Here is a 16,926-nt window from a genome sequence, read left to right on the forward strand (position 1 = left end):
AAATATTGCTTTACCAGTTCAAAAGACATTGGTACTCACCTACTTTTCCTTTTCTTTTCCTCTCTTCATTATAGCCAATCCTTGTCCGGAAGTAAATCCGCTTTCCCAGGAACCAAAACAGGCACGAAAAGTCCAGCTCCCTCGCCGCTCTTTCCGCACCTGTTCTTTTGCTTTCCTGCTAAATAAATTGTTTTATTCTAACTCCCTTTTCTATACTCTGCTTTTAATTCTCATTCTGATCCAGTTCCTTGACATATGTTCCGTCTTCTTTTACAAATCCCATCGTCTGCAAGTAGTATTCGTGAGGCCCCGGAGTTCCTGCAAAATTCAGTTTCCGGATTCCCTGCTCCTTCAGGCGGGAATACAGATATTTCCCCACCGAACAGTCCCGGTATGCCGGGGTGGAATAGTCCAGAATTACGTCCAGCTCTCCGTCCGGCCTCCGGTTTCCGATCAGAATTCCTGCCGGTGCGTCGTCATGGCAGACGATGTAGGCGGCGTTGCAGCCTCCCATTGTCTTGGACGATGCGTTAAAATCCGGAAAGTATTTCTGAATGTCCGCCGCATATCGTTTCACAAAATAACGCAGCATGGATTCTTCCGGATTCCCTTCGATTACATCGTAGGCTCTCTCCGTTTTCGAGATCCGCATCAGGTAGTAAAAATTGATCAAAACGAGACAGGTATTCATGATTGCCGTCGGGTATGCATGGATCACGAGAGAGTAGATCGTACAGATCACTCCGCCGGCCATGTTGATGATCCTAAGCTTGACCACCGAGGTCATCAGAAAGGACAGCAGTACAAGGGCGGAGCCGAAATACCCGATGAGCTCCACAATCATATGGGTATCCACGCGGTCTCCTCCTTCTAGTATCCGGCTCCTGCGTCCGGGCTGTTTTTCATGATTTTCACCAGTCTGCTTGTTCCAAGACGCTCCGCTCCGAGGCGGATAAATTCGTCCGCGTCATCGAAAGAGGAAATGCCTCCTGCCGCTTTGACTTTAACGTCTGCTCCAACATGCTTCCGCATCAGTTCCACATCCGCAAATGTTGCGCCTGCGGTGGAAAATCCGGTAGATGTCTTGATGTATTCTGCGCCTGCTTTTGTGACAATCTCGCACATCTTGATCTTTTCTTCTTCGGTCAGAAGACAGGTTTCGATGATTACCTTCAGAATACGTCCACCGCATGCCTCGTGGATCTGGCGGATCTCGTCTTCCAGCGCCTCGTATTTTTTGTCTTTTAGCCAGCCGATGTTGATGACCATGTCGATCTCGGAAGCTCCGTTTGCGATAGCATCTTTTGTTTCAAATACTTTGACTGCCGTTGTGCTGTACCCGTTCGGGAATCCGATCACGGTGCAGATCGGAAGTTTCCCTTCCACATAATCCGCTGCCTGTTTTACATAGGACGCCGGGATGCAGGCGGACGCCGTCTCATATTTCATGGCGTCATCCAGAATCTGGCGGATCTCCTCCCAGGTTGCTCCCTGAGTCAGCAGGGTATGGTCTACATATTTCAAAATTTCTTTCTTTTCCATCTTAAATCCCTTTCCATTTCGTTTCCAGTGTCTCTTTGATTTCCGGGTCAAATGCCGTCTCTGTGGCATTGCGAAGCAGGGTGAGAATCAGTTCGTCATCCTGACCGTACTGCTCATAAACTCTTGTCAGCTCTTTTGTCATGGTTGTTCCGCTGACCGTCCGGTTGTCTGTGTTGATGCTGACCTTGATTCCTGCATCTACAAACTGGCGAAGCGGATAGTCTTCCCATCCTGCTGCTGCCTTCGTCTGAAAGTTGCTGGTCGGACACATCTCCACTCCGATTCCGGCATTTGCGTACGCTTTCATCAGCTCCTGATCTTTTTGAAGTGCAATGCCGTGGCCAATTCGTCTTGCCCCCAGTTCATATGCTTCCCGGACATTTTCCAGATTTCCGGTTTCCCCGGAATGGATGGTAAACGGCATGCCCAGACGTTTGGCTTCCACAAAGATGTCACGGAACTCTGAGGTCGGGAATGCGGATTCATCCCCTGCCAGATCCAGGGCACAGACACCGTGTTCCAGATATTCTCTTGCACATTTCAGCATGGACAGGTTCTGCTCCTGGCTGTGATTTCTCATGGCACAGACGATGATCCCGTACTGTACCTGAAAATCGGCCTTCGCCCGCTCCATTCCTTTCCGCACGGACTCAATTACCTTTGCGCAGCTTAAGTTTTCGTGAACCGAAAGCATCGGAGCAAACCGGACTTCAATATATTCTACATGTTCCTTTGCGATCTCTTCTACAAAGGTATACGCACCGTCTTCCAGTCCTGCCTCGTCCTGCAGGCACTGTACCGGAAGATCAAATTTTTCCAGATATTCTGTCAGGCTTGTGCAGTCTTCTGAGACCGTCAGGGCATCTTCCGGGATCGTTTTCCCAAGATGCCGTTCCATCATGGCTTTTGTCAGAGAGCCGTCCAGATGACAGTGCAGATCCAGTTTTGGAATTGTTTTGATATCCATATCGTTACACCTTTCTTCCGTTTCTCGAAATTCGTTTTATATCGTTTCGATAATCTTTGTTACCAGTCGTTTGAAGTCTTTGGAAACGCGGTCTGCAGTCTCCTGCACTTCTTTGTGATCCAGTTTTTCCTTACTGATACCGGCTGCCAGGTTGGTGATGCAGGAGATTCCTCCGATCTCCATGCCCATATGGCGTGCGGCCATTGCCTCGCAGGCCGTGCTCATGCCGACAGCGTCTCCGCCCCAGATTTTGCACATCCGTACTTCGGCCGGTGTCTCATAGTTTGGTCCGGTAAGCTGAACGTACACGCCTTCTTTTAAATCAATCTCGCACTCGGATGCGGCGTTTCGGATCACATCCTGGATTCTGTGGCTGTACACTTCGCTCATATCCGGGAACCGAGGTCCCAGGTCGTCCAGGTTCGGTCCGATCAACGGACTTGGCACGCCTGTGGCAATGTGGTCGGTCAGCATCATGAAATCGCCCGGGCGGAAGTTTTCGTTGATTCCGCCGGCCGCATTGGTAAGGAGCAGCTTTTTCGCCCCCAGAAGGCCCATCAGGCGGGTAGGAAGAACCACGTCGGACATCGGGTAACCTTCGTAATAGTGAACCCGGCCCTGCATGATGACAACCGGCACATCTCCTACATATCCAAAGACGAAGCGTCCTTTATGTCCTGTTACTGTGGATACCGGGAATCCCTCGATTTCGGTGTAATCCACGGTCGTTTCAATCTGAATTCCGTCTGCATAATCTCCCAGTCCGCTTCCGAGAATCAATGCCACTTCCGGTTTGAAATCTGTCTTTTCGCGAATACTTGCAAGACAGGTCTGTAATTTCTTTTCCATCTTTGATCCACTCCTTTATAAGTCCTCCGCCAGAATTCCGGAGATCATCTCCTCCATTCTGCGGTATTGTTCATAGTTAATCATGATGTTGCTTCCCTGTGTCGTAATCATCCCGTTTTCCTTGAATTTTTTGATGGAACGGCTGATCGTCTTCACGCAGAGCCCCGTGAAATCCGACAGTTCCTGCCGGTCGCCCTTCATCCTCAGGACGCCGCCCTGGGCATATTTTCGGTACCGTTTCATCAGGAGGAATGCCACCCGGTCCGCTCCCTGTAAAAACAGAAGCATCCGGCTGTCTCTGGCCTGTTCCAGAAGATATTCGCCCATCAGCCGGCTCTCCTGCTGCAGAGCGACTATATCCGAATCCAGCCATTTCTTGAACCCTTCTTTCGGTATTTTCAGTACGGTACACTCTGTCACCGTCTGGAGGGTTGTCTGGTACTTGTCCAGATTGATGATGACTTCCATTCCGCCGAATGCATAGACCTTGTCAAACATAGTAAAATCGTAGTTGATTCCGTAAATCCGATAATCAGTGGCTTTGATCAGACCTTTCCCGATAAAGAAAATCATGTCTGCAGGCTCTCCCTCCTGCACGAAAACCGTCCCTTTTTCCAGCTCTTCCACCACAAAAGTGTCCATCAGCCACATGGGTGCTGTCCGGAAATACTCTTCAAACTGTTTTCTTCTGTCTTTTTCAATCTCATCTAAAAACGGCAGAATCTTCGCCAGATACTTGTTTTCCATTCCTTCTCACCTACCGTTCTCTTTTGGTACAGCGGCACACGAAAAGCCCGCTTTGTCAGATTACCTGTTTCCCTTTGATATATTTTGCTTCCACCCTGGCATCCCCGTCCAGATAGATCAGTCTCTCCAGCCGTTCCCGAACGGAAAGCGGACGGGCGTTTCGGATCTTCTGATCGTCGATCACAACCGCGTCAAACTCGTACCCTTCTTCCAGGCTTCCAGCCTTTCCAAAGAAAGCTCCTCCGCCTTTGGTTGCCAGGTAAAATACTTCTTCCACAGTCAGAGGTGCCTGGTTCTGATCGACGAGCCTCCAGCGTAACTTAGAGCACTGGATGGCCATGGCCATCGCCCGGAACAAAGAGATCGAGGAGCCGGCCGCCACATCGGTGCCAAGTCCCATCTGCATCCCCAGTTCCATGTATTTCCTCGCCGGTGCGATTCCGGAGGAGAGGTTTGCATTGGATTCCGGACAGTGGGCGATGAAGACGCCCTGCTCTTTCATCATCCGGATTTCCTCTTCCCCACTGTACACGCAGTGTGCCATGATGGTCGGGCAGTCTCCGCCAAACAGACCGTGGATCCGGTAGGCATCCCCGTAGCAGGACGCCTTTGGCTGCAGTTCTTTGACCCAGTCGATTTCGCTTAAATTTTCCGAGAGATGGGACTGCATCGGCAGATCGTATTGTTTCTGAAGCCCGGAGAGCAGTTCCATCAATTCATCGGAACAGGTTGGAATAAATCTTGGCGTCAGGATTGGTCTGACATTGGAAAGATTCTTTGCGGCCAGAATCCAGTTCTCTGTCGCTTCCGCGGATGCTTTGGCGCTTTCCTCACACAGACCTTCCGGGCTGTTCCGGTCCATATTGACCTTTCCTACATAGCCCGCAAGTCCTGCCACCTCCATCTGTTCCATGAGCCAGAGTGTAGCGTCCGGATGGCAGGTGCCAAAAACGCAGGCTCTCGTTGTCGCACTGTGAAGCAGATCATCCAGAAAGATGGTATACGCCTTTTTTGCGTATTCCAGATCCTGATACTTTTCCTCTTCCGGGAAGGTATGGGTATTCAGCCAGTCGATCAGTTCCTGGTCCATCCCCAGTCCCCGGAAAGGGTACTGGGGTGCATGGACATGCAGGTCAATCAGTCCCGGAATGATCAGCCGATCGCCGTAATCGTGGCAGGGAATCCCGCTCCATTTTTCCGGAAGCGTTTCAAATACTCCGATGCTTTTTCCGTCTTCGCACACAACGTAACCATGCTCGATGGTGCGGATTGTCTTTTGATTTTCACTATAGCAGATCTGTCCTCTGATCGCAAATCGTTCCATGTTGTGCTCTCCTTGCTCTGAATTTCCGTCTGTTATCGTTGTCCCTTATCGTAAGGGATTCCTTCCGCTTTTGGTGCTCTGGAGTTCCTTGAGAACAGAGCCAGCACCACGAGAGAGATAATATATGGAAGCATGTTGTAAACGGCACTTGGGATATTGAGTGTTTCCAGAATGTCGAATCCGGAGTACACGTTGGACAGTGCACGGAACAGACCGAACAGAAGCGCTGCCAGTCCGATCAACTTCGGCTCCCACTGTCCGAAGATCATAACCGCAAGGGCAAGGAATCCGAATCCTGCCACACCGTTTTCAAATTTCCATTCGCTGACACCTGCTGTGATGTAGACGATTCCTCCCAGACCTCCGAAGAATCCGGAAATCAGGACGCCCGCATAACGCATTTTGTATACGTTGATTCCAACGGAATCCGCTGCCTGCGGATGCTCGCCGCACGCCCGCAGTCTCAGTCCAAACCGGGTTTTATAGAGAACCACGTGCGCAACGATCAGAAGGATGACAGCCAGGATCATAAACCAGCTTACTTCAAAGTTTCCGATTTTAAATGCCGAGAATGCTTTCCTCTGATCGATATACTGAATGGAAGAGGAAACATTGTTTACATTTTCTCCCATGTTGATTGCCTTCACAATGACAGTGGCCGCCGCTGTTCCAAGAAGGTTCATGGCTGTTCCGACCAGTGTCTGGTCCGCCTTAAAGTTGATGGCCGATACTGCAAGCAGAAGGGAGTAGATCATACCAAAGATCACACTTCCAAGGACAACCGTCAGAATCATCAGCGCTGCCGGAAGATCTCCCATGTACTTCATCACCAGGGCACCGCCAAGGGCACCGATGACCATGGTACCTTCCAGCCCCAGGTTGATCACACCGCTTCGTTCAGAAAAGCATCCGCCAAGGGCCACAAGCATCAGTACTGATGCATAGATCAATGTATATTGTAATAAGAGTGCCATATGTTCTTCCTCCTTCCCTATTTCTTTGCTTTTCTGTTCATGCAGTATTTAAAGAATAATACAAAACCGCAGAAGTAAATGATGATTGCCGAGATCAGATCGGAGATCTGTGCACAGTATACCATCTTGTCCACATAGGATCCGCCGCTTGTAATGTGCTGGATGAAAAATGCTGAGAAAATACTTCCGATCGGGTTCAGGCCTCCGAGGAAGGCTGCCGCGATTCCGTTGAATCCCATGGCCGGGACTGCCGTCTGTGCACAGGACCACTGCTCGATTCCGCTTAAGTAAAGGAATGCAGCTCCAAGACCTGCGAGGCATCCTGCGATCACCATGGTAAGGATCATGTTTCTCTTTTCTTTCATACCTGCATATTTTGCGGCATTTTTATTCAGTCCGGTTGCTTTTAATTCGTATCCAAGTTTTGTCTTGCTCATCACTACCCATACGAGAATGGCGATGATGACTGCAAGCGGAATGGCAATGGTCACATACCGGTTGTCCGAAAACAGATTGTCCAGGCCGAGGCTTGGGATCAGGGCGTCCGGGCTGTTTGTCTTGAGCGCCATCGTATAGGTTGTACTGGATTCTTTGACATTCGTCAGAAGCATGTTGACGCTGTAAAGACTGATCCAGTTGAGCATAATTCCCGCGATAACTTCGTTTACATTTAAGTATGCCTTTAAGATTCCGGCGATTCCTCCGAGAAGTCCTCCGCCGATCATGGCTGCGATCATGCAGACATACCAAGGCATCTGATACGCAAGCGCCAGGTACAGGGCAAGTCCTGCTCCTACCGCGTACTGTCCGGAAGCTCCGATGTTAAAGAGCCCTACCTTGTAGGCAAAAAGGATGGACAGGGTACACATCAGAAGCGGCGCCGTTTTGGCAAGGGTGCTTCCGAAATATTCCAGTGCAACTTCCGGTCTCGGGAAATACAAGAAGTTCTTTAAAATGGATGTCATCGCATCCCAGGCTCCGGCCGGATTGATGCACAGCAACACAATATAACCTACCAGAAGACCAAGGATAATACAGATCAGAGACGCTATGACCGTCTGTACGCCGCCGATCTCCAGGAACCGTTTCTTTTCATTTTTTGTATTCATATGCTACACCTCCTGTTTCTTGGCGCCGGTCATATAAAGACCAAGTTCTTCCACCGTCACTTCATCCGGTTTGAATTCCCCGACAAGTCTTCCTTCATACATGACGAGAATCCGGTCCGGCACATCCATGACTTCATCCAGTTCCAGGCTGACCAGAAGGACTGCCTTTCCGGCATCCCGCTGCTCGATCAGCTGCCTGTGAATCGATTCAATTGCTCCGATGTCGACTCCCCGTGTCGGCTGCACCGCAATCAAAAGATCCGGATTCTTGTCGATCTCTCTTGCAATGATCGCCTTCTGCTGATTTCCACCCGACATGGAACGTACGATAGTAGAGGATCCCTGTCCGGAACGGATATCGTACTCTTCGATCAGGCTGTCCGAATATTCCCGGATTTCTTTTCGCTTCATCAGTCCGGCCTTGCTTGTAAACTGCGGTTCAAAGTAGCGCTGCAGCACCAGATTGTCCTCCAGAGAATAATCCAGAACCAGTCCGTGCTTATGCCGGTCTTCCGGAATGTGACTCATTCCGGAAGTGGAGCGTTCCCTGACAGATACTTTTGTAATATCTTTTCCGTTCATATGGATGCTTCCGCTCTTTAACGGCTCCAGACCGGAAAGTCCGTAAACAAGTTCTGTCTGGCCGTTTCCGTCGATTCCGGTAATGCAGACGATCTCGCCTTTACGTACCTGGAAGCTGACGTCCTGTACCGCATCCTTTTTATTCTGTCCGGCAACGGTCATGTCCTTCACATCCAGCACCACGTCGCCAGGCTCGGCCGGTTTTTTCTCTACTTTAAAGGAGACATTTCTTCCTACCATCATGGCGGAAAGCTTCTCCGGCGTCGTGTCTTTTGTTTCGACAGTTCCGACGTATTTTCCTTTTCTTAAAACCGTACAGCGGTCAGAAACTTCCATGATCTCGTTGAGCTTGTGGGAAATGAAAAGGATACTCTTTCCTTCCTTTGCAAGTCCCTTCATGATCTGCATCAGTTCCTCGATCTCCTGCACGGTCAGCACTGCCGTCGGTTCATCAAAAATCAGAATTTCATTATCCCGGTACAGCATTTTTAAAATTTCCGTTCTCTGCTGCATTCCAACTGTGATATTCTCCACTTTGGCGTCCGGATCAATCTGCAAATGATACCGGTTTGACAGTTCCATTACCTTTTTCCTTGCGTCATCCTTTTTCAGAAATCCGCCCTGTACCGGCTCTGCGCCGAGAATGATATTATCAAGCACAGAAAAACATTCCACCAGTTTGAAGTGCTGGTGCACCATTCCGATTCCAAGTGCGTTGGCGTCGTTCGGATTTTTGATTTCTACTTTTTTCCCGTCTTTGTGGATTTCTCCTTCTTCCGCCTGATACAGTCCGAATAACACGCTCATCAACGTGGATTTTCCCGCTCCGTTTTCCCCGAGGAGCGCGTGGATCTCGCCTTTTTTCAACTGAAGCGTAATGTCATCGTTTGCCACAATCCCAGGAAATCTCTTGGTGATGTGAAGCATTTCCACTGCATATTCTCCCATTTTTGCTTCCTCCTTCCGGTATCTTTTACATGATCGATCCTTGTCTTTCGTTTACCTTGACAGATACTTCCGGCATCTTTTCGGTGGAATTATCAATAGTAATTTCCCCGTCATAGATTTTCCGTACCAGTTCATGGTAATCGTCCACGGTAAAGTTTTCGTTCCACTGTGTCGTATCTTCCGGAAGCCCTACGTAATTGACATCCATATCCGTTCCTGACACAAGTCCAAGATTTTCGATCTTTCCGACATGTTCTTCCCAGGTATTTGTCACAATGATGGAATCCAGCATCGCCTTTACGGTTGCTCCCAGCCCTTTCATTGCGGATGTTACCGTCATTCCTTCTCCGTACGCGTCAATAATCGGGGACTGGTCGCTGTCCACGCCGATCATCTTTCCGCCCACTTTTGAAGCAGCTTCTGCCGCAGAGGTAAAGATACCGCCGCCGCATGCAAAGACGATCTCCGTTCCCTGGCTGTACCAGGTATCCATCGCCGCCGTCACTTCTGTAGATCCGTAGAACTGTCCGCCATAGGCGTACTCGACTTCGATCTGGTCGGTAATTCCAAGCTCTTTAGCCGCATCATTGATTCCCTGCACATAGCCGAATCCATACCTCATAACTGCCGGTACCGCCTGACCACCCAGGAAACCAAGTTTCCGGTATCCAAGCTTCACAGCCGCATATCCCGCCATATACCCCGGAATCTCTTCCTGGTAAACTGCACAGTATGTGTTTTTCGTATTGTAATAGTCCGACGCCTCATATGCGTCCGGGTTATCGTAGTACTTGCTTCCTACTGCTGCCGCAATGATATCTCCTGCCGTCATATCCAGCGCAATAAATTTGACATCCGGATATTTGTATGTTACTTCCACCAAAGCCGGCGCAAAAATATATCCCGGCATAACGATGATATTGTATCCTTCTGCCACGGCCACATCGATCATGGCAATCCGGGCATAATCCGTATCCCCGTCCGGCTTTTTGTAGGTAAAATCGATATTATTTTCCGTACAGTACTCAAGACATGCTTCGTAAGTTGTCTGGTTAAAAGACTGGTCTGTAATGTCGCCGCTGTCCGTGATCATGGCCACACGATAATCTGAATTTCCGCTGCCCTGGCTGGACTTGGAAGGTCCGCATCCAATCGCGGAAACTGCCATGCAGATTACCAGAAACAACGCGGCAAGCTTTTTCATTCTTTTCATGTCTTCTGTTCCTCCTTTTCGCGGAATGTTCTTTATTTTAAACAGGAAAGCAGGGATGTTCCGATTGTCTCTTCCGGCATGGACAGCCCGAAATTGTCCAGGATCGTCGCGCCGATTACCGCAAAGGTATCCTGTTCCGGCAGCATTCCGTTTCCTTCCATAGACCGGGAGTACGCAAGGAACGGTACTTTCTCACGCGTATGGTCAGTGCCTGTGTAAGTCGGATCATTTCCATGGTCCGCCGTGATGATTAAAAGATCGTCTTCTCTTAGCTTTTCCAGTAAAACCGCTAATTTTTCATCAAACATCTCCAGCTCTTTCGCATATCCTTCCGGATCTCTTCTGTGTCCCCATTTTGCGTCGAAATCTACCAGATTGACAAAGCAGAGTCCGTGGAAATCTTTGTCTGCAAGCTCGATGGTCTGCTCCATTCCGTGGACGGAGGATTTGGATTTGTATGCTTCCGTGATGCCTTCTCCGTCGAAAATGTCCTTGATCTTTCCAACGGAAATCACATCGAAACCATTGTCCTGAAGTACATTCAGCGCCGTCTTTACCGGAGGCTTCAGCGCATAGTCATGACGGTTGCTCGTCCGTTCAAACTCGCCCCGTTTCTTTCCGACATACGGTCTTGCAATGACTCTTCCGACTCTCCACTCTTCTTTCATCGTCAGTTCTCTTGCAATTTCGCAGCAGCGGTACAGCTCCTGTAAATCAAAGGTCTCTTCATTTCCACAGATCTGAAGCACCGAGTCCGCTGAAGTATACACAATCATATGTCCGGTTGCGATTTCTTCTTCTCCAAGTTCCTCTATAATCTCCGTTCCACTGGCACTCTTGTTTCCAATCACTTTGTGTCCGGTCCGTTTTTCCAGTTCGTCGATCAGTTCCTTCGGAAATCCGTGTTCCGTGAATGTCTTGAACGGCTTTTTCGTCTCCACTCCCATGATCTCCCAGTGTCCGGTCATCGTATCCTTTCCGTTACTTCTTTCCCGGAGTGCCGCCTGGTATCCAAGTGGATTTTCTACTGCCGGCACCTGGCGAAGCTGTGTCAGATTTGCGATTCCAAGCTTTTGCAGCGCCGGAATCCGGAAGGTCTCCACTGATTCGGAAATGTGTCCGAGCGTGTTGACTCCTACATCTCCAAACTTTTCCCCGTCCGGCATGACGCCGATTCCCAGAGAATCGATCACAATTACAAATACCCGTTTTGCCTGTTTCATATTCCTCCTACCTTTCTTCCAGATTGCCCGGTCCAAATCCCTGAGGCATCAGATCTTTCAGTTTATAAATCCGATAATCATCTTTTCCCTTTGCCAGGATAATCTGAAATTCGTCCGGATGACAGAATTCCATCATGACCTGCCTGCACACTCCGCAAGGTGGTGTATAATCCAAAAGTTCTCCGTCCGGTCCGCCTACAATACAGATTGCTTCAAATTCCCGGATCCCTTCGCTGACTGCCTTGAAAACGGCTGTCCGCTCGGCACAGTTCGTCGGCGTGTACGCAGCATTCTCTATATTGCATCCTGTGTAGATCTGTCCGTTTTTTGCAAGCAGAGCCGCCCCGACTTTGAAATGGGAATACGGTGTGTAGGAGAAGGCAAGTTGAGCAATGGCTGTTTCAATCAGTTCCTGAATCTGTGTTTCACTCATCTGTGCACCCTCCTTTATTTTCCTGCCTTTTTGTCCGCTTCAATCAGTTTCCGGATTGCTCCCACTGCTACCCGGACTGCCATATCGGTATCATGGACTACCGGATTTTCCAGTCCTTCCTTTTCCCGTTCCTGGTTTGCCACAACGAGGAAGCAGGATCCTGCCCGCACTCTTAAGTGGCTTGCTACAACAAAGAGGGCCGCCGATTCCATCTCGGAAGCCAGGCATCCAAGCCGCTTCCATGCTTCCCATTTATTCAGAAGCTCATAGCTGACCGGCATCCGCTCCGGAGAGTGTTGTCCATAGAAGGAATCTTTACACTGAACGACGCCGACATGGTACGGCGCTCCCATTTCCCTTGCTGATTCCATCAGTGCGTTGGTAAGATGGATGTCCGCCACAGCCGGAAACTCGATCGGTGCGTATTCCCGTGTCGTCCCTTCCATACGGATCGCCCCGTTTGCGATTACCACGTCCCCGCTCTTTACATCCAGCTGCATTCCTCCGCATGTTCCGATCCGGATAAAGGTATCCGCCCCGGACATAACCAGCTCTTCCATGGCGATCGATGCGGACGGACCGCCGATTCCTGTAGATGTCACACTTACTTTCTCGCCGTCCAGATATCCCGTATAAGTCACATATTCTCTGTTGTCTGCCATCAAAACCGGAGCATCAAAATATTTTGCGATCTTTGCACACCGTTTTGGATCCCCCGGAAGAATCACATAACGTCCGACATCTCCTTTTCCTACCTGAATGTGATATTGTTTATTCGGGTTTTCTGAATAATTCATAATCATACCTCGCTTTCCCTTACCTGTAATATGGACATCCGTTCTCATTTTTACACAAAAAAATACCGGCTTGTCCTCATTTCGTTCGTCTTTACTTGCATCTTAACCGGAATTTAACATATAAAAAAGGACTCGAGTCCCTTTTTGTTCATTTACGTAACTTTTCACAATTTCGTACCATGGTTTTTGTCTACTTTTTCTATATTCCTCACCTCTTTTTCTCTCTCTTCTTGACAGTTTTCTATTTCTGTGTAAGGATTTTATCAGTATAAAAAACAGGAGATGGAATGTTATGAAAAGGAAAATACTGATTGTGGACGACGAACAGGCCATTGCCGATCTGGTGGAAGTCTATCTTTCCAATGAGGGGATGGAAGTCCTGAAATGTTACAATGGAAAAGATGCGCTTGACTGTATCCGGAAAGAAGAACTGTCTCTTGCGATTCTGGATGTCATGCTTCCCGACATTGACGGCTACAAACTCTGTCAGGAGATCCGGAAGGAGCATTTTTATCCTGTCATCATGCTGACCGCAAGAACAGAGGATACTGACAAGATTCTCGGTCTCACCATTGGAGCCGATGATTATATTACAAAACCGTTCAATCCTCTGGAACTGGTGGCAAGGGTCAAGACCCAGCTCCGCCGCTTTGAGCGCTACAATCCAAAAGCCGCGCCGGCGGATTCTTCCTTGGATGCAGCCGCCGATTCCTGTATCGACATCCGGGGATTAAGCATTGATAAGGATTCTCACAAATGTTCCTTAAACGGCAGCCCGCTGTCTCTGACACCGATCGAATTTTCCATCCTATGGTATCTGTGCGAAAACAAAGGTCGTGTCGTTTCCTCTGAGGAACTCTTCGAGCAGGTCTGGGGAGAAAAATTTCTTGATAATAACAATACGGTCATGGCTCACATCGGCCGGCTCCGTGAGAAGATGAAAGACTCCGGCCGGAAGCCGAAATACATTAAAACTGTATGGGGAGTGGGGTATCAAATTGAATAAACAGACAACGAATCAACTTTCCGAACAGCTCCGCCGCAGACTTTTGTACCGTTTTATTTTTTCTTATCTACTCTATGTGGGCATCGGCGGATTTCTGTTCCTTCTTGTATACTGGTATTATCACACGAGAATGTGGTACGGGTATGAGACTTTTTATATCGTGATATCCACATTGGAGCGTTTCCACGAACTCTTTATGATTTTATATCTGCTCATCGGCGCTCTTATTTTCGGATACCGTTATCTCTCTAAATCCTGTGCCTATCTGGATGAGCTTCTGACAGCCTCCGACAGCCTCTGGAAAAATCAGGAGGAACCTGTCGTTATGTCCGATGACCTGCGGGAAGCCGCCCTTCATATGAATGAGGTACGGCTTGATATCATCGAAAGCAGGAAGGCCGCCAACGAGGCTGAACAGCGAAAAAACGACCTGGTCGTCTATCTGGCTCATGACCTGAAGACGCCGCTCACCTCCGTGATCGGATATCTGACGCTTCTTCATGATGAAAGGGAAATTTCCCCTGCACTTCAGGAGAAATATCTGGGCGTTGCTCTTGAAAAGGCAGAGCGACTGGAGGACCTGATCAATGAGTTCTTCGACATTACCCGGTTTAATCTGACCCATCTGACGCTGGATCTTAGCCGGATCAATCTGACAAGGATGCTGGAGCAGACTCTCTACGAATTTGCCCCGATGTTTGCGGAAAAGAACCTGGAATATTCTTTCCATGCCCCGCAGAATCTGGAGTTCCTCTGTGACCCGGACAAACTGCAGCGTGTCTTTGACAACCTTCTGCGAAATGCGGTCAACTACAGTTTTCCGGACACGGTCATCGATGTCCGGCTTTCCGTCGACATGGGCGTTCTGACTTTCACCGTAGAAAACGAGGGCCGCACCATTCCCCCGGAAAAACTGGAGCGGATCTTTGAACAGTTCTTCCGCCTGGACTCTTCCAGAGGCTCCGGAAGCGGCGGAGCAGGCCTTGGTCTTGCCATTGCAAAAGAGATTGTAGAACTGCACGGCGGCCAGATTTTTGCCGAAAGTCACGACAACCGTGTGATCTTCCGGGTTGATCTTCCATATTCGTCAGGAAATCGTTAGAATTTCGTGGGAGAAAATATAGATTTCCATCTATGAATCCGAGAAAATCAAATCGATCATTCTGATATAGTAAAAGCGTGCCAGGGAAACCGCTTCCGGTTTTCCGACACGCTTTTTCCATGTGAACTTTGGGTACTTTACCAGAAAGGAATGATCTCTCATGAATACAAGAACAAGAAAACCAATCCATTATCGTAAAAAACGCCGGAGGCACCTGCTTCACTTTGTCCTTCCCATGCTCTGCCTGATCCTGGCTCTTTGTGCCTGCGCCTCCTATATACTGACCCGCTCTGCCGGCGCAGACTCCGGACTGGTGTCCGGGATCATTTCTCTCCTTGGCGGCTCCGCCGAGGAAGAAATCAGCCGGTATGCTTCCGCCAACGGCTACGACATCAGCAACTATCCGCAGTCACTGATCGATCTGTATGACCGGAATAAAGAAACCAAAGACTTTGTCTTTGAATATCCGGCGAAAAAGGATGAAACACCTGCCATCGATCTGAGCACGCTGAATACGTCTTCCGTCCCGCTTCTCATGCAGTGGGATCAGCGCTGGGGTTATAAGCAGTACGCCGGAGATCTTTTCGGTTTAAGCGGCTGCGGCCCGACCTGTCTTTCCATGGTGGCCATCTACCTCACCGGAAATACGAATATGAATCCTGCCTGGATGGCAGATTTTGCCACCTCCCACGGATATGCCTCCGATGGAAGCGGCTCCTACTGGACTCTCTTCTCCGAGGGCGGAGCATCCCTTGGATTTGATGTCACAGAGATCCCGCTGGATGAGCAACGGATCATCGATAACCTGGAAGTAGGAAATCCGATTGTTGCTGTCGTAGGCCCTGGAGACTTCACAACGACCGGACATTTCATTGTTCTCACAGGATATCAGGACGGGCAGATCAAAGTCAATGATCCGAACAGCCGGAAAAATTCCAAAAAGCTGTGGGATTACGATCAGATCAGCGGACAGATCAAAGATCTGTGGGTGTTCCGGTAAATAACAAAGAGTTCCGTTTGCGGAACTCTCGCGCCGAGCGCGGTCGCTTTAGCGACAAATTTCTGCTTTGCGCGAGTGCGCATCTCGCGGAGCGTTACTTTCTATCTCATTCTTCTCTTCACATCTTCCAGCGAATGAATTCCTCCCGCTGCCCCGTAGGCTTCCACGGTACAGGAAGCGGCCGCGCAGGCAAACCTCGCACACTCGTCAATCTGCCATCCGTTCGCAATTCCCCAAAGGAAGCCTGCCGCAAACGAATCGCCCGCTCCGGTCGTATCCAGACATACCTTCACAGGAACCGCCGGGATTGCCCGGACGCCCTGCCTGTCCGCTACAACACATCCGTCGGCCCCGCATTTGACAACCGCTGTCTTTACTCCGCATGATACCAGACGCTTTGCGTTTTTAAAAGGATCCCGCTCGCCCGTCAATAAAGCGATTTCTTCTTCATTCGGAAAGATACAGTCTATATAAGGAAGAAGTTCTTCAATATCCTCCAGCGTTTCTCCGTTTTTCGCCTTTGTCATGTCCACCGCCAAAAATCGATCTTTCCCCTTGATTCTGGCAAATAACTGTTTCATTTTTGCGATGTTCAGCAGCGGAGAAACGAACATCCCCGCAAAACTTACAATCGGAGCCGCATCATCGAGACAGCCGTTGATATCTTCAAATGCCAGCTTTCTTAAGCTTCCATGCGGATTCGTCAGGAAATGCCGTTCCCCTTTTTCGTTGATCAGAACGATATTGATACCCGTTGCCAGGTCTTTCTGTATTTTCACACTCTCCACAGAAAGCCGGTTCTCTTCCATAAAATTCAGTACCCGCTTTCCGGCTTCGTCTTCACCAACCTTTGTGATCAGCTGTACCTTTTTTCCCAGTCTGCTGAGGATCACCGCCTCATTCAGCGCATCCCCTCCAAAAGACATCTGAATCGTGTCCATCGGACAAGAGCCGGTGGAAAATACTGTTTCACTTACCGGTGCAGCAAGAATATCAATAATCGCAGCACCTATAATAGAGATATCATACACCTTGCATTTCTCCTTTCGTATTTTTACAAATTTTCATTTCCAAGTGCTCCTGGCGACGCTTTTTTCTCCAAGATTCCGT

Annotated in this window: 17 protein-coding genes; 3 read left to right on the top strand and 14 right to left on the bottom strand. The window is 49.2% G+C overall.

What is annotated here, in order from left to right:
- Positions 1 to 223 precede the first annotated feature (223 nt).
- From Selli1_RS07525 to udp, 13 genes are read right to left on the bottom strand one after another with little or no spacing between them, the layout of a single operon-like run.
- Complete coding sequence (locus Selli1_RS07525; RefSeq protein ID WP_087166863.1) at positions 224 to 856, bottom strand: hypothetical protein; 633 nt, start codon at positions 854 to 856, stop codon at positions 224 to 226.
- A 14-nt stretch (positions 857 to 870) separates the two neighbouring features.
- Positions 871 to 1,542, bottom strand: a complete 672-nt coding sequence (gene deoC / locus Selli1_RS07530) for a deoxyribose-phosphate aldolase (protein WP_087166862.1) — start codon at positions 1,540 to 1,542, stop codon at positions 871 to 873.
- Position 1,543: 1 nt separating this feature from the next.
- Positions 1,544 to 2,509 (bottom strand): adenosine deaminase, encoded by a 966-nt coding sequence (gene add, locus Selli1_RS07535; RefSeq protein WP_281872627.1) that lies wholly within the window; start codon positions 2,507 to 2,509, stop codon positions 1,544 to 1,546.
- A 36-nt stretch (positions 2,510 to 2,545) separates the two neighbouring features.
- Positions 2,546 to 3,358: a purine-nucleoside phosphorylase gene (locus Selli1_RS07540; RefSeq protein ID WP_118636713.1), complete on the bottom strand. Its 813-nt coding sequence runs from the start codon at positions 3,356 to 3,358 to the stop codon at positions 2,546 to 2,548.
- Positions 3,359 to 3,373: 15 nt separating this feature from the next.
- The gene (locus Selli1_RS07545; RefSeq protein WP_087252206.1) at positions 3,374 to 4,105 is read right to left on the bottom strand and encodes a Crp/Fnr family transcriptional regulator; all 732 of its coding nucleotides are present in this window, start codon (positions 4,103 to 4,105) and stop codon (positions 3,374 to 3,376) included.
- Between the two features lie 55 nt (positions 4,106 to 4,160).
- On the bottom strand, positions 4,161 to 5,429 hold the full coding sequence (locus Selli1_RS07550; RefSeq protein WP_281872629.1) for an amidohydrolase family protein: 1,269 nt from the start codon (positions 5,427 to 5,429) through the stop codon (positions 4,161 to 4,163).
- A 32-nt stretch (positions 5,430 to 5,461) separates the two neighbouring features.
- Complete coding sequence (locus Selli1_RS07555; protein WP_281872631.1) at positions 5,462 to 6,403, bottom strand: ABC transporter permease; 942 nt, start codon at positions 6,401 to 6,403, stop codon at positions 5,462 to 5,464.
- A 17-nt stretch (positions 6,404 to 6,420) separates the two neighbouring features.
- The gene (locus tag Selli1_RS07560; protein ID WP_138373044.1) at positions 6,421 to 7,512 is read right to left on the bottom strand and encodes an ABC transporter permease; all 1,092 of its coding nucleotides are present in this window, start codon (positions 7,510 to 7,512) and stop codon (positions 6,421 to 6,423) included.
- A gap of 3 nt (positions 7,513 to 7,515) precedes the next feature.
- On the bottom strand, positions 7,516 to 9,042 hold the full coding sequence (locus tag Selli1_RS07565; protein ID WP_281872635.1) for an ABC transporter ATP-binding protein: 1,527 nt from the start codon (positions 9,040 to 9,042) through the stop codon (positions 7,516 to 7,518).
- A gap of 25 nt (positions 9,043 to 9,067) precedes the next feature.
- A complete protein-coding gene (locus tag Selli1_RS07570) occupies positions 9,068 to 10,255 on the bottom strand; it encodes a BMP family lipoprotein (protein ID WP_243128500.1) in 1,188 nt (395 codons plus the stop codon).
- Positions 10,256 to 10,287: 32 nt separating this feature from the next.
- Positions 10,288 to 11,478 (bottom strand): phosphopentomutase, encoded by a 1,191-nt coding sequence (locus Selli1_RS07575; protein WP_138373042.1) that lies wholly within the window; start codon positions 11,476 to 11,478, stop codon positions 10,288 to 10,290.
- 7 nt (positions 11,479 to 11,485) lie between these two features.
- Complete coding sequence (locus tag Selli1_RS07580; protein ID WP_138373041.1) at positions 11,486 to 11,911, bottom strand: cytidine deaminase; 426 nt, start codon at positions 11,909 to 11,911, stop codon at positions 11,486 to 11,488.
- Positions 11,912 to 11,925: 14 nt separating this feature from the next.
- Positions 11,926 to 12,708, bottom strand: coding sequence for a uridine phosphorylase (udp, locus tag Selli1_RS07585; RefSeq protein ID WP_118636781.1), 783 nt, complete (start codon positions 12,706 to 12,708; stop codon positions 11,926 to 11,928).
- A gap of 292 nt (positions 12,709 to 13,000) precedes the next feature.
- On the opposite strand from udp, the gene vanR reads away from it, so the two are divergent.
- From vanR to Selli1_RS07600, 3 genes are all read left to right on the top strand, one after another.
- Complete coding sequence (gene vanR / locus Selli1_RS07590) at positions 13,001 to 13,714, top strand: VanR-ABDEGLN family response regulator transcription factor (protein ID WP_087166852.1); 714 nt, start codon at positions 13,001 to 13,003, stop codon at positions 13,712 to 13,714.
- The gene (locus Selli1_RS18325; RefSeq protein ID WP_330677531.1) at positions 13,707 to 14,816 is read left to right on the top strand and encodes a sensor histidine kinase; all 1,110 of its coding nucleotides are present in this window, start codon (positions 13,707 to 13,709) and stop codon (positions 14,814 to 14,816) included. The genes vanR and Selli1_RS18325 overlap by 8 nt, the downstream gene beginning before the upstream one ends.
- A gap of 160 nt (positions 14,817 to 14,976) precedes the next feature.
- Complete coding sequence (locus Selli1_RS07600) at positions 14,977 to 15,816, top strand: C39 family peptidase (protein WP_281872641.1); 840 nt, start codon at positions 14,977 to 14,979, stop codon at positions 15,814 to 15,816.
- A gap of 101 nt (positions 15,817 to 15,917) precedes the next feature.
- Here Selli1_RS07600 and Selli1_RS07605 read toward each other — a convergent pair whose 3' ends face one another.
- Entirely contained in the window at positions 15,918 to 16,847 is a 930-nt protein-coding gene (locus Selli1_RS07605; protein WP_191427635.1) for a carbohydrate kinase family protein, read from the bottom strand.
- Positions 16,848 to 16,926: the final 79 nt, after the last annotated feature.

This window comes from Sellimonas catena, from assembly GCF_027924685.1.
Taxonomy (GTDB): domain Bacteria; phylum Bacillota; class Clostridia; order Lachnospirales; family Lachnospiraceae; genus Sellimonas; species Sellimonas catena.

Bases quoted from the DNA above. Each gene is read 5' to 3' on its own strand.
- deoC (WP_087166862.1), bottom strand. From the start codon at position 1,542: ATGGAAAAGAAAGAAATTTTGAAATATGTAGACCATACCCTGCTGACT.
- add (WP_281872627.1), bottom strand. From the start codon at position 2,509: ATGGATATCAAAACAATTCCAAAACTGGATCTGCACTGTCATCTGGAC.
- Selli1_RS07540 (WP_118636713.1), bottom strand. From the start codon at position 3,358: ATGGAAAAGAAATTACAGACCTGTCTTGCAAGTATTCGCGAAAAGACA.
- Selli1_RS07545 (WP_087252206.1), bottom strand. From the start codon at position 4,105: ATGGAAAACAAGTATCTGGCGAAGATTCTGCCGTTTTTAGATGAGATT.
- Selli1_RS07550 (WP_281872629.1), bottom strand. From the start codon at position 5,429: ATGGAACGATTTGCGATCAGAGGACAGATCTGCTATAGTGAAAATCAA.
- Selli1_RS07555 (WP_281872631.1), bottom strand. From the start codon at position 6,403: ATGGCACTCTTATTACAATATACATTGATCTATGCATCAGTACTGATG.
- Selli1_RS07560 (WP_138373044.1), bottom strand. From the start codon at position 7,512: ATGAATACAAAAAATGAAAAGAAACGGTTCCTGGAGATCGGCGGCGTA.
- Selli1_RS07565 (WP_281872635.1), bottom strand. From the start codon at position 9,042: ATGGGAGAATATGCAGTGGAAATGCTTCACATCACCAAGAGATTTCCT.
- Selli1_RS07570 (WP_243128500.1), bottom strand. From the start codon at position 10,255: ATGAAAAGAATGAAAAAGCTTGCCGCGTTGTTTCTGGTAATCTGCATG.
- Selli1_RS07575 (WP_138373042.1), bottom strand. From the start codon at position 11,478: ATGAAACAGGCAAAACGGGTATTTGTAATTGTGATCGATTCTCTGGGA.
- Selli1_RS07580 (WP_138373041.1), bottom strand. From the start codon at position 11,911: ATGAGTGAAACACAGATTCAGGAACTGATTGAAACAGCCATTGCTCAA.
- udp (WP_118636781.1), bottom strand. From the start codon at position 12,708: ATGAATTATTCAGAAAACCCGAATAAACAATATCACATTCAGGTAGGA.
- vanR (WP_087166852.1), top strand. From the start codon at position 13,001: ATGAAAAGGAAAATACTGATTGTGGACGACGAACAGGCCATTGCCGAT.
- Selli1_RS07600 (WP_281872641.1), top strand. From the start codon at position 14,977: ATGAATACAAGAACAAGAAAACCAATCCATTATCGTAAAAAACGCCGG.